The sequence below is a fragment of the Pseudomonas sp. BGA-UO-ETr-WB11 genome (assembly GCF_059567785.1).
Genome location: NZ_JCAQOS010000008.1, coordinates 1,074,073 through 1,088,058 on the forward strand (window position 1 = coordinate 1,074,073; position 13,986 = coordinate 1,088,058).

A 13,986-nucleotide genomic window follows, 5' to 3' on the forward strand; every position below is an offset into this window, starting at 1 on the left:
GATTGTATGAGCCTGATCGCGTCTGACCACTTCCGCATCGTTGTCGGCCTCGGCAAGAGCGGCATGTCCCTGGTGCGTTTCCTCGCACGCCAGGGCTTGCCCTTTGCCGTGGCCGACAGCCGTGCCAACCCACCGGAACTGGCCACCTTGCGTGCCGAGTTTCCGCAGGTGGAGGTGCGTTGTGGCGAGCTGGACGTGGCGTTTCTCTGCCGCGCCAACGAGCTGCTGGTCAGCCCTGGTTTGGCCCTGGCCACCCCAGCGTTGCAGCAGGCGGCCGCGCGCGGCGTGAAAATGTCTGGCGATATCGAGTTGTTTGCCCGCAACGCCAAGGCACCAATCATCGCCATCACGGGCTCCAATGCGAAAAGCACGGTCACCACCCTGGTTGGCGAGATGGCGGCAGCGGCTGGCAAGCGCGTGGCGGTCGGTGGCAACCTCGGTACCCCGGCGCTGGACCTGCTCAACGATGAGGTCGAGCTGTATGTGTTGGAGCTGTCCAGCTTCCAGCTGGAATGCACTGACCAGCTGAATGCCGAAGTGGCCACCTGCCTGAATGTCAGCGAAGACCACATGGATCGCTACAGCGGCATGCCGGCCTATCACCTGGCCAAGCACAGGATTTTCCGTGGCGCTCGCCAAGTGGTGATCAATCGCCAGGACGCCCTGTCGCGGCCGCTGTTGGCGGAAGGTCAGCCATGCTGGAGCTTTGGCCTGAACAAACCGGACTTCAAAGCCTTCGGCCTGATCGAGGAGGGCGGCGAGAAGTACCTGGCTTTCCAGTTCGACAAACTGCTGAATGTGCGCGAGCTGAAAATGCGTGGCGCCCATAACCAGGCCAACGCCCTGGCGGCCCTGGCCTTGGGCCATGCCGCCGGACTGCCGATGGCGCCGATGCTGGCTGCTCTGCGCGAGTTCACTGGCCTGGCGCATCGCTGCCAGTGGCTGCGTGAGCTGCGTGGCGTGACCTATTACGATGACTCCAAGGCCACCAACGTGGGCGCCGCGCTGGCGGCCATTGAAGGCCTGGGTGCGGATATCGACGGCAAGTTGCTGTTGATCGCCGGTGGCGACGGCAAGGGCGCGGATTTCTCCGCCCTGCGCGGACCCGTGGCGGCGCACTGCCGCGCCGTGCTGCTGCTCGGTCGCGATGCTGAGTTGCTGGCCAATACCCTGGCCGATAGCGGCGTGCCGCTGATTCGCGTGGCGACCTTGGATGAAGCTGTGCAGCGCGCTGCTGAGCTGGCGCAGGCCGGTGACGCCGTATTGCTGTCGCCGGCCTGCGCCAGCCTGGATATGTTCAAGAACTTCGAACAGCGCGGTCAGCTGTTCGCCGCTGCCGTCGGGGGGCTGCTCTGATGCTCGCCCAGTTGCTGGCCGCGCCATCGCCGCTGCGCAGTGCACGCGGCATCGACCTCGACTTCCCGCTGTTGGCGGGTTGTTTGGGGCTGCTCGGCCTGGGCCTGGTGATGATCACCTCGGCGTCCTCGGAAGTGGCGGCGGTGCAGTCCGGCAACCCGCTGTACCACATGATCCGTCACCTGATTTATCTGGCCATCGGCCTGGGCGCTGGCCTGCTGACCTTGCTGGTGCCTCTGGCACAGTGGCAGCGCTACGGCGGGCGCCTGCTGATGGCGGCCTTTGTCTTGTTGATTCTGGTGCTGATCCCCGGCATCGGCCGCGAAGTGAACGGCGCCTCGCGCTGGATCGGTTTCGGCATCTTCAACGTGCAGCCGTCGGAGCTGGCCAAGCTGTTTACAGTGATCTTCCTGGCCGGCTACCTGGTCCGTCGGCAGACCGATGTGCGCGAGAACCTGATGGGCTTTATCAAGCCCATGGCCGTGCTGGCGCCGATCGCCGCCTTGCTGCTGGCCGAGCCGGACTTCGGCGCCACCGTGGTGCTGATGGGCGCGGCAATTGCCATGTTGTTCCTCGGTGGCATCAACCTGCTGCGCTTTATCCCGCTGGTGCTCGCGGTGCTGGCGGCTGGCGTGGTGGTGATGACCGGGCAGTCCTACCGCATGCAGCGCTTGACCAACTTTATCGACCCCTGGGCCGACCAGTACGGCGCCGGCTACCAGCTGAGCCAGGCGCTGATCGCCTTCGGTCGCGGCGAGTGGCTGGGCGTGGGCCTGGGCAACAGCATCCAGAAGCAGTTCTACCTGCCGGAAGCGCACACCGACTTCGTGTTCAGCGTGCTGGCCGAAGAGCTGGGGCTGCTCGGTTCCCTGCTGACCGTCGCACTGTTTGTGTTCGTCAGCGTGCGCGCCCTGTACATCGGCCTGTGGGCGGAGAAGGCCAAGCAGTTCTTCGCCGCCTATGTAGCCTATGGTCTGGCCATCATGTGGATCGGCCAGATACTGATCAATATCGGTGTGAACGTTGGCCTGCTGCCGACCAAGGGCTTGACCCTGCCGTTCCTCAGCTACGGCGGCAGCTCTCTGGTGATCTGCTGCATCACTCTCGGTTTGCTCCTGCGTATCGAGTGGGAGCGGCGCACGCACCTGGGTAGCGCCGAAGTTGAATTCGACGAGTCGGATTTCGCCGATGAGGAGCTCACCCATGGCCGCTAATGTGCTGATCATGGCCGGCGGTACCGGCGGTCACGTGTTCCCGGCGTTGGCCTGTGCCCGCGAATTCAAAGCGCGCGGCTATGTCGTGCACTGGCTTGGCACGCCGCGTGGCATCGAGAATGAGCTGGTGCCGGCCGCCGGTTTGCCGCTGCACCTGATCAACGTCAGCGGCCTGCGCGGCAAGGGCAAGTTGGCCCTGCTCAAGGCGCCGTTCCAATTGCTCAAGGCATTGTGGCAAGCACGCAAGATTGTTCGCGAGCTGCAGCCGGTCTGCGTGCTGGGCATGGGTGGCTATGTCACCGGCCCCGGCGGTCTGGCGGCGCGGTTGGCGGGTGTGCCGCTGATCATTCATGAACAAAACGCTGTGGCCGGCACCGCCAACCGTAGTCTGGCGCCCATCGCCAGCCGGGTGTGCGAGGCCTTCCCGGACACCTTCAGTGTCAGCAGCAAGCGCCGCACCACCGGCAACCCGGTGCGCGAAGAGCTGTTTCTGGAAACCCCGCGCCAATCCCTGCGCAACCGTCAGCCGCGCCTGTTGGTGCTGGGCGGCAGCCTGGGGGCCGAACCCTTGAATAAGTTGCTGCCCGAGGCTATTGGTCTGCTGGCCGCCGAGCTGCGTCCGCAGGTGTTTCACCAGGCCGGCAAGCAGCATGCCGAGGTGACCGGCGAGCGCTATCAGGCCCAGGGCGTAAGCGCCGAAGTGGCACCTTTTATCAAAGACATGGCGCGCGCCTATGGCTGGGCCGACCTGGTGGTCTGCCGTGCCGGTGCCCTGACTGTCAGTGAGTTGGCCGCCGCCGGCCTGCCGGCTCTGTTGGTGCCGTTGCCGCACGCCATCGACGATCACCAAACCCGCAATGCCCATTACCTGGCGGACGAGGGCGCAGCCTTCCTCCTGCCGCAAGCAACGACTGGCGCCGCCGACTTGGCCGCGCGCCTGACAGAGGTTCTGATGCACACCGATCGACTGAAAACCATGGCCGCGACAGCTCGTCGTCTGGCCAAGCCGGACGCCACCTGCAACGTGGTCGACATTTGCCTGGAGGTGGCCCGTGGTTGAGAGCCATAAAGCGTTCCCGCAACCGGAAATGCGCCGTATCCGCCGCATCCACTTCGTCGGCATCGGCGGCGTGGGCATGTGTGGGATTGCCGAGGTGTTGCTTAACCTTGGTTATCAGGTGTCTGGTTCTGACTTGAAAGCCTCGCCGGTTACCGATCGGCTGGCCTCCTTCGGTGCGCAGATATTTATCGGTCACCGCGCCGAGAACGCCGCCACGGCCGACGTGCTGGTGGTGTCCAGCGCAGTGAATACCTCCAACCCGGAAGTGGCGACTGCCATCGAGCGGCGTATTCCGGTGGTGCCACGGGCCGAAATGCTCGCCGAACTGATGCGCTACCGCCACGGTATCGCGGTGGCCGGCACCCACGGCAAAACCACCACCACCAGTTTGATCGCCTCGGTATTCGCTGCCGGCGGGCTTGATCCGACCTTCGTCATCGGCGGCCGTTTGAACGCCGCGGGCACCAATGCCCAGCTGGGCGCCAGCCGGTACCTGGTGGCTGAAGCCGACGAAAGTGACGCCAGCTTCCTGCACCTGCAGCCGCTGGTGGCCGTGGTCACCAATATCGACGCCGACCATATGAGCACCTACGGCGGCGACTTCAACAAGTTGAAGAAGACCTTCGTCGAGTTCCTGCACAACCTGCCGTTCTACGGCCTTGCCGTGGTCTGCGTGGATGACCCCCATGTGCGCGAAATTCTGCCGCTGATTGCCCGTCCGACCATTACTTATGGCCTTAGTGACGACGCCGACGTGCGCGCGATCAATATTCGCCATGCCGGTATGCAGACGTATTTCACCGTGCTGCGTCCCGGCCGTGAGCCGCTGGATGTGTCGGTGAAAATGCCGGGCAACCACAACGTGCTGAACTCCCTGGCGACCATCGCCATTGCCACCGACGAGGGCGTCGACGATGCCGCCATCGTGGCCGGGCTGTCGGGCTTTCAGGGCGTGGGTCGGCGCTTTCAGGTGTACGGCGAGCTGCCGGTGGAAAATGGCAGCGTGATGCTGGTGGACGACTACGGTCACCACCCGCGTGAAGTCGCCGCTGTGATCAAGGCTGTACGTACCGGCTGGCCGGAGCGCCGCCTGGTAATGGTTTACCAACCGCACCGCTACAGCCGCACCAGCGATTTGTATGACGATTTCGTTCAGGTCCTGAGCGACGCCAACGTGCTGCTGCTGATGGAGGTCTACCCGGCCGGCGAAGCGCCGATTCCAGGGGCTGACAGCCGTAATCTGTGCCGCAGTATTCGTCAGCGTGGCCAGTTGGACCCGATCTACATCGAGCGCGGCATCGAGCTGGCGCCGCTGGTCAAACCGCTGCTGCGCGCTGGCGACATCCTCCTCTGTCAGGGCGCCGGCGATATCGGCGGTCTGGCCCCGCAGTTGCTCAAGCACCCGTTGTTTGCTGCTGCGCCTGAGTCCAAACAAGGTGAGTCGAAATGAGTGCCGTGTTGAAGTCCAATCTCGACCCTAAAGCCTTTGGCCGCGTGGCCGTGTTGTTCGGTGGCAAGAGCGCTGAGCGTCCGGTGTCGCTGAAGTCCGGCGCCGCTGTGCTGGAAGCCTTGCAGGCCGCTGGCGTGGATGCCTTTGGTATCGATGTGGGCGCCGATCTGTTGCAGCGCCTGAGTCGCGAGAAAATCGACCGCGCCTTTATTGTGTTGCACGGCCGTGGCGGTGAAGACGGTAGCATGCAGGGCCTGCTCGAATGCCTGGAAATTCCCTACACCGGCAGCGGCGTGCTGGCCTCGGCCCTGGCCATGGACAAATTGCGCACCAAGCAGGTGTGGCAAAGCCTGGGCTTGCCGACCCCGCGCCATGCGGTGCTGGGCAGCGCCGAGGATTGTGCTGAAGCGGCCGCTGAACTGGGCTTCCCACTCATTGTTAAACCGGCCCACGAAGGCTCGAGCATCGGTATGGCCAAGGTCGATGATCTGGCCGCGCTGGTGGCTGCCTGGCAGGACGCCAGCCGTTACGACAGCCAGGTATTGGTGGAGCAGTGGATCAGCGGTCCCGAATTCACCATCGCCATGCTGCGTGGTCAGGTGCTGCCGCCTATTGCGCTGGGCACCAGCCACAGCTTTTACGATTACGACGCCAAGTACCTGGCCAATGACACCCAGTACCGCATCCCTTGCGGTCTCGATGCAGCCAAGGAAGACGAGCTCAAACACCTGACGGCGCGTGCCTGTGAAGCAGTCGGCACCCAGGGTTGGGCGCGGGCGGATGTGATGCAGGATGCCGCCGGCAAATTCTGGCTGCTGGAAGTCAATACCGTGCCGGGCATGACCGATCACAGCCTGGTGCCGATGGCTGCCCGCGCCGCCGGCCTGGATTTCCAGCAGTTGGTGCTGGCGATTCTGGCCGACAGTGTTGAGGCGCGAGGTTAAGCCCATGAGCGCCACCCTGCGTTACTCGCCCATCACCGCCGAGCGCACACCGTCGCGTAAGCCGGTGGCGCGCGGTGCCAGCCGTATGGTGGCCAAGGAGCCGCTGGCGGCCCGGCCGAAAGCGGACTTCAGCGGCCTCAAGCGTTTGTTCTGGCCTCTGCTGTTGCTGGCGCTGGGCTTGGGTGCCTACACCTTGGCTGAACGGGCCTTGCCTTACGCCGACCGGCCGATCAGCCAGGTCAGCGTTCAGGGTGAGCTCAGCTATATCAGCCGGGAAGCCGTGCAGCAGCGCATCGCACCGTTTATCGAAGCGAGCTTTTTCACCGTCGACCTGACGGCCATGCGCAATGAGCTTGAGCAAATGCCGTGGATCGCCCATGCCGAAGTGCGGCGCATCTGGCCGGACCAGGTGGTGATTCAGCTGGATGAGCAACTGCCCGTCGCCCGTTGGGGCAATGAGGCCTTGCTGAACAATCAGGGCCAGGCATTCACCCCGCGCGAGCTGGCCCATTACGAGAATTTGCCGCAACTGTACGGCCCGCAGCGCGCCCAGCCGGCGGTGATGCAGCAGTACCAGATGCTCAGTCAGTTGCTGCGTCCGCTGGGGTTTTCGGTGGCCAGTCTGGAATTGCGTGAGCGCGGCAGTTGGTTCCTGACTACCGGCGTGAACAGCACCGGGCAGAGCATTGAGCTGTTGTTGGGCCGTGATCATGTGCTGGAAAAAATGCGTCGTTTTGTCGCCATTTACGAGAAAACGCTGAAGCCGCAAATCGCCAATATCGCCCGTATCGACCTGCGTTACGCCAACGGCCTGGCCGTCGGCTGGCGCACCCCGGTACCGGCCACGGCGGCTAACCCCGCCGCCGTACAGTGAAATCAGGAGCAAGGAGCATGGCAAACGTGCAGAGCGGCAAGATGATCGTTGGCCTGGATATCGGCACTTCGAAAGTAGTGGCCCTGGTTGGTGAAGTGACCAGCGATGGCCAGCTGGAAATCGTCGGCATTGGTACCCATCCGTCGCGCGGCCTGAAGAAGGGCGTGGTGGTGAATATCGAATCCACCGTGCAATCGATCCAGCGCGCCGTCGAAGAGGCCCAGTTGATGGCCGGTTGCCGTATTCACTCGGCTTTTGTTGGTGTGGCCGGTAGCCATATCCGCAGCCTCAACTCCCACGGCATCGTTGCGATTCGTGACCGCGAAGTCAGTCCCGCCGACCTTGAGCGTGTGCTGGATGCGGCTCAGGCCGTGGCCATTCCGGCGGATCAGCGCGTGCTGCATACCCTGGCTCAGGATTATGTGATCGACAACCAGGAAGGTGTGCGTGAACCCCTGGGCATGTCAGGTGTGCGTCTTGAGGCCAAAGTGCATGTGGTGACCTGTGCAGTGAATGCGGCACAGAATATTGAAAAGTGTGTTCGTCGTTGTGGTCTGGAAGTTGACGACATTATTTTGGAGCAACTGGCTTCGGCGTATTCGGTATTAACCGACGACGAGAAAGAATTAGGTGTGTGCCTGGTCGATATTGGCGGTGGAACTAGCGATATTGCGATATTCACAGAAGGTGCAATACGTCACACTGCGGTCATTCCAATTGCCGGCGACCAGGTAACTAACGATATTGCCATGGCATTAAGGACCCCAACTCAGTATGCCGAAGAGATAAAGATTCGGTATGCTTGTGCATTGGCTAAATTGGCCGGTGCTGGGGAAACCATCAAGGTTCCCAGTGTGGGTGATCGGCCGCCGCGGGAGCTGTCCCGCCAAGCCTTGGCTGAAGTGGTAGAACCACGCTACGACGAACTTTTTACTTTGGTTCAAGCGGAATTGCGCCGTAGTGGTTATGAAGATTTGATTCCGGCAGGGATTGTTCTTACCGGCGGGACTGCGAAGATGGAAGGCGCAGTCGAATTAGCCGAAGAGATCTTTCACATGCCGGTGCGTTTGGGGGTGCCACACAGCGTCAAAGGATTGGCCGACGTTGTGCGTAACCCGATTTACTCAACCAGTGTTGGCTTGTTGTTGTATGGCTTGCAGAAACAGACCGACGGTATTTCGATGTCCGGCGGCAACAGTTTCAGCGATGAAGCCAAAACACCGGTACTTGAGCGAGTAAAACGCTGGATTCAGGGTAATTTTTAAAAGTTTCACCGCGGTTGCAGTAGGCGATACAACTAGAAAGTAAAAAAGGAGAGGGGAAAATGTTCGAACTCGTAGACAACGTCCCGCAAAGCGCCGTTATCAAAGTTATTGGTGTGGGTGGCGGTGGTGGTAACGCCGTCAATCACATGGTTAAAAACAATATTGAAGGTGTTGAGTTTATTTGTGCCAACACCGATGCCCAAGCGCTGGGCAAGGTCGGTGCACGCACCATCCTGCAACTAGGCACCGCTATCACCAAGGGCCTGGGTGCTGGCACCAACCCGGAAATCGGTCGCCAGGCGGCGATGGAAGACCGTGAGCGCATCACTGAAGTGCTACAGGGCGCCGACATGGTGTTCATCACCACGGGCATGGGCGGCGGTACCGGTACCGGTGCGGCGCCGATCATTGCGCAGATCGCCAAAGAGATGGGCATCCTAACGGTTGCAGTCGTAACCCGTCCGTTCCCGTTCGAAGGCAAGAAGCGTATGCAAGTGGCCGACGAGGGCATTCGTGCGCTGTCGGAGTGCGTTGACTCGCTGATCACCATTCCCAACGAGAAGCTGCTGACCATCCTCGGTAAGGACGCCAGCCTGCTCTCTGCGTTCGCCAAGGCGGACGACGTGCTGACCGGCGCTGTGCGCGGTATCTCCGACATCATGCTGCGTGAAGGCCTGATGAACGTCGACTTTGCCGACGTGAAGACCGTGATGAGCGAAATGGGCATGGCGATGATGGGGACTGGCTGTGCCAGCGGCCCGAACCGTGCTCGCGAAGCCACCGAGGCGGCGATCCGCAATCCGTTGCTGGAAGACGTCAATCTGCAGGGCGCGCGTGGCATCCTGGTCAACATTACTGCCGGTCTGGATCTGTCCCTGGGCGAGTACGCCGCGGTGGGCGAGATCATCGAAGCCTTTGCTTCCGAGCACGCCACCGTCAAGGTCGGCGCAGTGATCGATCCGGATATGCGTGATGAGCTGCATGTGACCGTGGTTGCTACCGGTCTGGGCGCGAAAATCGAGAAGCCGGTCAAGGTTATCGACAATACCGTGCACTCGGTGGTGAACAATTCGGTGTCGGCTCCGGCCGCTCGTCAGGACTCCGCAGCGGTGAACTACCGTGACCTGGATCGTCCGACCGTGATGCGCAACCAGGCCCACGCCAGCGCGGCTACGGCGGCCAAGCTCAACCCGCATGACGATCTGGATTACCTGGATATTCCAGCCTTCCTGCGTCGCCAGGCTGATTGATGAAATGTATCAGGAGCATTGGGGTGATTGGTGTTCAGCAAAGGTCGGTTCTGCTATCATCGCCGACCTTTATTGAAAACAATTCGCAACTTGCGCGCATACGGCCAAAGCCATGATTAAACAACGCACCTTGAAGAACATCATCCGCGCCACCGGCGTCGGTTTGCACTCGGGGGAGAAGGTATACCTGACCCTGAAACCGGCTCCGGTGGACACGGGTATCGTGTTCCGTCGTACCGATCTCGATCCGGTGGTGGAAATCGCCGCCCGTGCCGAGAATGTTGGCGAAACCACCATGTCGACGACCCTGGTCAATGGTGAGGTCAAGGTGGACACGGTAGAGCACCTGCTTTCGGCCATGGCTGGCCTGGGCATCGATAACGCCTACGTCGAGCTCTCCGCGTCAGAAGTACCGATCATGGACGGCAGCGCCGGTCCCTTTGTGTTTCTGATTCAATCGGCAGGCCTGGAAGAACAGGACGCGCCGAAGAAGTTCATTCGCATCAAGCGTGAAGTCACCGTCGAGGAGGCTGGCAAGCGTGCCACCTTCCTGCCGTTCGATGGCTTCAAAGTGAGCTTCGAAATCGACTTCGATCACCCAGTGTTCCACAACCGCACCCAGTCGGCCTGCGTGGATTTCTCCAGCACCTCGTTCGTCAAGGAAGTCAGCCGTGCGCGGACTTTCGGCTTTATGCGCGATATCGAGTTTCTGCGGACGCAGAACCTGGCGCTTGGCGGCAGTGTGGATAACGCCATTGTGGTTGATGAGTTTCGCGTACTGAACGAAGACGGCCTGCGTTATGAGGACGAATTCGTGAAGCACAAGATTCTCGATGCCATTGGCGATCTGTACTTGCTCGGCAACAGCCTGATTGGCGAATTCCGTGGCTTCAAGTCCGGCCATGCGCTGAACAATCAACTGCTGCGCGCGCTGATTGCGCAGACAGATGCTTGGGAAGTCGTGACCTTTGATGACGCCAGTACGGCGCCCATCTCCTACATGCGCCCGGTTGCGGCGGTGTAAGCAGTACCTGTTTTACCCTCCCTTATTAAAGCCATCTACGGGTGGCTTTTTTTATGCGCGTTGTTTACCTGTTATTAGCTGGCGCTGTCGGGCTTTTTCACGTGGCTGGCCAAGCGCTCCAGGGCTGCGCGCAATTTGGGGTCGCTGATACCGTCAGCCGTGGTCTGGATGCTTTCGGCGGCGGCGCTGGAAAGCACCATGCTTTGATTGGCGGGCTGCTGTGGATGGTAGGCGGGCTGGACCTTGAACAGGATGCGCTGCAGACCGGCGAACTCCTCGATCAACTGCAGTTGCCGTTGTAGGCGACGTTGCTGGTAGCGCAGGCGTGTCGCCCAGTGGCCGTCAGTGACTATTAATAGCAGGCAGCCTTCGCGCCAGGAGGCCAGGTGGCAATGTTCCCGTGCGGCCGGTTGCAACTGGCTCTCCAGCAGATGCTGCAAGCGGTCCAGGCGCTGGGCGGCACTGAACAGCGCTTTCAGCGGTTTGGCTTCGCGCAGGAGTGCCGACGGCGCGCGTGCTGAGAGGGGGCGAAAGGCCATGGCAAGAGCTCGGTTGAGTGAGGCGCCATGGTAGCAGAGTGCTCCTGGTAAGGGCTCTGGGCGGGCTAGGGTCTGACCTGGGTCATGGACTGTAAGTAACGCGGCTTTCCTCGCCGACGTTTCCGGGTAGAATGCTGCCTTCGCAAGCGGCCATGAGGGCCGCGCGGGTGACTCTAATTGCCACCCTTCATCCATACGCGTGGAAGAATCTGTCGATATGTTTGCGCCTTTGTTAAAGAAACTCTTCGGAAGCAAGAACGAGCGTGAAGTTAAACGCATGCTCAAAACGGTCCAGGCCGTTAACGCTTTTGAAGAGCAAATGCTTGCTCTGTCCGATGAGCAATTGCGGGCCAAGACCGCTGAGTTCCAAGCGCGCCTGGCCAAGGGCGAGACACTCGACCAGCTCCTGCCGGAAGCGTTTGCCGTCGCCCGTGAGGCTGGCAAGCGGGTGATGGGCATGCGTCACTTCGATGTGCAGCTGGTGGGCGGCATGACCCTGCACGAAGGCCGTATTGCCGAGATGCGCACCGGTGAGGGTAAAACCCTGGTGGCAACTCTGGCCGTGTACCTGAATGCTCTCGAAGGCAAGGGCGTGCACGTGGTCACGGTCAACGACTACCTGGCCCGTCGTGACGCCAACTGGATGCGTCCGCTGTATGAATTCCTTGGTCTGACAGTGGGTGTTGTCACCCCGTTTATGGACCCGCAGGAGAAGCGTCTGGCTTACGCCGCCGACATCACCTACGGCACCAACAACGAATTCGGTTTCGACTACCTGCGCGACAACATGGCGTTCAGCCTGGAAGAGAAATTCCAGCGCGAGATGAACTTCGCCGTGATCGACGAAGTTGACTCCATCCTGATCGACGAAGCGCGTACTCCGCTGATCATCTCCGGTCAGGCCGAAGACAGCTCCAAGCTCTACACCCAGATCAATCTGCTGATTCCAAAGCTGAAACTGCATGTTGAAGAAGAGGAAGGTGTCGTTACCCAGGAAGGTCATTACACCCTCGACGAGAAGACTCGCCAGGTTGAACTGAACGAGCAGGGTCATCAATACATCGAAGAGTTGCTCACCGAAGCCGGCTTGCTGGCCGAGGGCGAGAGCCTGTATTCGGCGCATAACCTGGGTCTGCTGACCCACGTATACTCCGGCCTGCGCGCGCACAAGCTGTTCCATCGCAACGTCGAATACATCGTGCAGAAGGATCAGGTTCTGCTGGTCGATGAGCACACCGGCCGCACCATGCCCGGTCGTCGCTTGTCCGAAGGCTTGCACCAAGCTATCGAAGCAAAAGAAGGTCTGCCGATTCAGGCCGAGAGCCAAACCCTGGCCTCGACCACCTTCCAGAACTACTTCCGCCTGTACAAAAAGCTCTCTGGCATGACAGGTACAGCGGACACCGAAGCGTTCGAGTTCCAACAGATCTACGGCCTGTCCGTCGTGGTGATCCCGACCAACAAAGAGTTGGCGCGTAAAGACTTCAACGACCTGGTCTATCTGACCCAGGAAGAGAAGTACGCGGCGATCATTACCGATATTCAAGAGTCGCTGGAGCAGGGCCGTCCGGTACTGGTCGGTACGGCCACCATCGATAGCTCCGAGTATGTTTCGCAGCTGCTGAACAAGGCCGGTATCGAGCACAAGGTGCTCAACGCCAAGTTCCACGAAAAAGAAGCCGAGATCATTGCCCAGGCTGGTCGTCCGGGTGCGCTGACCATCGCCACCAACATGGCCGGTCGTGGTACCGACATCCTGCTGGGCGGTAACTGGGAAGTTGAAGTCGCGGCCCTGGAGAATCCGACGCCTGAGCAGATCGCGCAAATCAAGAGCGACTGGCAGAAGCGTCACCAGCAGGTTATCGCCTCCGGTGGCCTGCATGTGATTGCTTCCGAGCGCCACGAATCGCGCCGTATCGACAACCAGTTGCGCGGTCGCGCCGGTCGTCAGGGCGACCCGGGTTCGAGCCGTTTCTACCTGTCGCTGGAAGACAGCCTGATGCGCATCTTTGCCTCTGACCGGGTGAAGAATTTCATGAAGGCCCTGGGCATGCAGGCCGGTGAAGCCATCGAGCATCGCATGGTCACCAACGCCATCGAAAAAGCCCAGCGTAAGGTTGAGGGTCGCAACTTCGACATGCGTAAGCAGTTGCTGGAGTTCGACGACGTGGCCAACGAGCAGCGCAAAGTGATCTATCACATGCGTAACAGCTTGCTGGCGGCGGACAACATTGGCGAAACCATTGCCGAGTTCCGCGAGGAAGTGCTGGAGCTGACCATCAATCAGCACATCCCGCCGCAGTCGCTGCCAGAGCAGTGGGATCTGCCGGGTCTGGAGCAGGCGCTGTACAGCGATTTCGGCCTGCGTCTGCCGATCAAGCAATGGCTCGACGAAGACGACAATCTGCACGAAGACGGCGTACGGGTGAGAATCACCGAGCAGTTACTGGCCGCCTACCGCGAGAAAGAAGAAGAGGCCAGTGCCGAAGCGCTGCGCACCTTCGAGAAGCAGATTCTGCTGCGTGTGCTCGATGATCTGTGGAAAGACCATCTGCAGACCATGGACCATCTGCGTCACGGCATTCACCTGCGCGGTTATGCGCAGAAGAACCCGAAGCAGGAATACAAGCGCGAGTCGTTCACCCTGTTCCAAGAGCTGTTGGCGTCGATCAAGCGCGACACTATTCGCGTCCTGTCCCATGTCCAAGTGCGTCGTGAAGACCCGGCCGAGGAAGAAGCGCGTCTGCGTCACGAGGCCGAAGAGCTGGGCAAGCGTATGCAGTTCCAGCACGCCGAGGCGCCGAGCATGGTTGCCCCTGAAGCCGAGCAGGCCGAGGAGGGCGACGTGGTTAGCGCCGCTGAGCCGGTGCGCAATGAGCCGAAAGTGGGCCGCAATGAAGCCTGTCCGTGCGGCTCGGGTAAAAAATACAAGCACTGCCACGGGCAAATCAGCTAAGTCTGGCTAGGCTGTGTTCTGCGCCGCGACCGGCTTAGCCGCTCGCGGCGTTTT

Annotated in this window: 11 protein-coding genes; 10 read left to right on the forward strand and 1 reads right to left on the reverse strand. The window is 60.9% G+C overall.

Features of this window, described 5'->3' with window-relative positions:
• Positions 1–6: 6 nt before the first annotated feature.
• The 9 genes from murD to lpxC all read left to right on the forward strand — a co-directional run bounded on the left by murD (position 7) and on the right by lpxC (position 10,437).
• The gene (gene murD, locus AC56DI_RS18560; RefSeq protein WP_496347445.1) at positions 7–1,356 is read left to right on the forward strand and encodes a UDP-N-acetylmuramoyl-L-alanine--D-glutamate ligase; all 1,350 of its coding nucleotides are present in this window, start codon (positions 7–9) and stop codon (positions 1,354–1,356) included.
• On the forward strand, positions 1,356–2,570 hold the full coding sequence (gene ftsW, locus AC56DI_RS18565; RefSeq protein WP_422586992.1) for a putative lipid II flippase FtsW: 1,215 nt from the start codon (positions 1,356–1,358) through the stop codon (positions 2,568–2,570). Before murD ends, ftsW begins: the two co-directional genes overlap by 1 nt.
• Positions 2,560–3,630, forward strand: coding sequence for an undecaprenyldiphospho-muramoylpentapeptide beta-N-acetylglucosaminyltransferase (murG, locus tag AC56DI_RS18570; RefSeq protein ID WP_496347446.1), 1,071 nt, complete (start codon positions 2,560–2,562; stop codon positions 3,628–3,630). The genes ftsW and murG overlap by 11 nt, the downstream gene beginning before the upstream one ends.
• A 28-nt stretch (positions 3,631–3,658) precedes the next feature.
• Positions 3,659–5,080, forward strand: coding sequence for a UDP-N-acetylmuramate--L-alanine ligase (murC, locus tag AC56DI_RS18575; RefSeq protein WP_496347553.1), 1,422 nt, complete (start codon positions 3,659–3,661; stop codon positions 5,078–5,080).
• Positions 5,077–6,024 carry a D-alanine--D-alanine ligase gene (locus tag AC56DI_RS18580; RefSeq protein WP_496347447.1) on the forward strand — a complete coding sequence of 316 codons (948 nt, stop codon included), beginning with the start codon at positions 5,077–5,079 and terminating at the stop codon, positions 6,022–6,024. Before murC ends, AC56DI_RS18580 begins: the two co-directional genes overlap by 4 nt.
• A 4-nt stretch (positions 6,025–6,028) precedes the next feature.
• Positions 6,029–6,898 carry a cell division protein FtsQ/DivIB gene (locus AC56DI_RS18585; protein ID WP_324519508.1) on the forward strand — a complete coding sequence of 290 codons (870 nt, stop codon included), beginning with the start codon at positions 6,029–6,031 and terminating at the stop codon, positions 6,896–6,898.
• A 17-nt stretch (positions 6,899–6,915) separates the two neighbouring features.
• Positions 6,916–8,163: a cell division protein FtsA gene (gene ftsA, locus AC56DI_RS18590; protein WP_324519509.1), complete on the forward strand. Its 1,248-nt coding sequence runs from the start codon at positions 6,916–6,918 to the stop codon at positions 8,161–8,163.
• A gap of 59 nt (positions 8,164–8,222) precedes the next feature.
• The gene (gene ftsZ, locus AC56DI_RS18595) at positions 8,223–9,413 is read left to right on the forward strand and encodes a cell division protein FtsZ (protein ID WP_496347448.1); all 1,191 of its coding nucleotides are present in this window, start codon (positions 8,223–8,225) and stop codon (positions 9,411–9,413) included.
• Positions 9,414–9,525: 112 nt separating this feature from the next.
• Entirely contained in the window at positions 9,526–10,437 is a 912-nt protein-coding gene (lpxC, locus tag AC56DI_RS18600; protein WP_324519511.1) for a UDP-3-O-acyl-N-acetylglucosamine deacetylase, read from the forward strand.
• Between the two features lie 74 nt (positions 10,438–10,511).
• Here the strand turns inward: lpxC and AC56DI_RS18605 are convergent, their stop codons facing one another.
• Complete coding sequence (locus tag AC56DI_RS18605; protein WP_324519512.1) at positions 10,512–10,976, reverse strand: DciA family protein; 465 nt, start codon at positions 10,974–10,976, stop codon at positions 10,512–10,514.
• A gap of 217 nt (positions 10,977–11,193) precedes the next feature.
• Between AC56DI_RS18605 and secA the strand changes: the two genes are divergently transcribed.
• Positions 11,194–13,932 (forward strand): preprotein translocase subunit SecA, encoded by a 2,739-nt coding sequence (gene secA, locus AC56DI_RS18610; RefSeq protein ID WP_496347449.1) that lies wholly within the window; start codon positions 11,194–11,196, stop codon positions 13,930–13,932.
• Positions 13,933–13,986: the final 54 nt, after the last annotated feature.

Excerpts from the sequence above, each read along its gene's own strand:
- AC56DI_RS18585 (WP_324519508.1), top strand. The coding sequence starts at position 6,029 with ATGAGCGCCACCCTGCGTTACTCGCCCATCACCGCCGAGCGCACACCG.
- murD (WP_496347445.1), top strand. The coding sequence starts at position 7 with ATGAGCCTGATCGCGTCTGACCACTTCCGCATCGTTGTCGGCCTCGGC.
- AC56DI_RS18605 (WP_324519512.1), bottom strand. The coding sequence starts at position 10,976 with ATGGCCTTTCGCCCCCTCTCAGCACGCGCGCCGTCGGCACTCCTGCGC.
- lpxC (WP_324519511.1), top strand. The coding sequence starts at position 9,526 with ATGATTAAACAACGCACCTTGAAGAACATCATCCGCGCCACCGGCGTC.
- murC (WP_496347553.1), top strand. The coding sequence starts at position 3,659 with ATGCGCCGTATCCGCCGCATCCACTTCGTCGGCATCGGCGGCGTGGGC.
- secA (WP_496347449.1), top strand. The coding sequence starts at position 11,194 with ATGTTTGCGCCTTTGTTAAAGAAACTCTTCGGAAGCAAGAACGAGCGT.
- ftsW (WP_422586992.1), top strand. The coding sequence starts at position 1,356 with ATGCTCGCCCAGTTGCTGGCCGCGCCATCGCCGCTGCGCAGTGCACGC.
- murG (WP_496347446.1), top strand. The coding sequence starts at position 2,560 with ATGGCCGCTAATGTGCTGATCATGGCCGGCGGTACCGGCGGTCACGTG.
- AC56DI_RS18580 (WP_496347447.1), top strand. The coding sequence starts at position 5,077 with ATGAGTGCCGTGTTGAAGTCCAATCTCGACCCTAAAGCCTTTGGCCGC.
- ftsA (WP_324519509.1), top strand. The coding sequence starts at position 6,916 with ATGGCAAACGTGCAGAGCGGCAAGATGATCGTTGGCCTGGATATCGGC.
- ftsZ (WP_496347448.1), top strand. The coding sequence starts at position 8,223 with ATGTTCGAACTCGTAGACAACGTCCCGCAAAGCGCCGTTATCAAAGTT.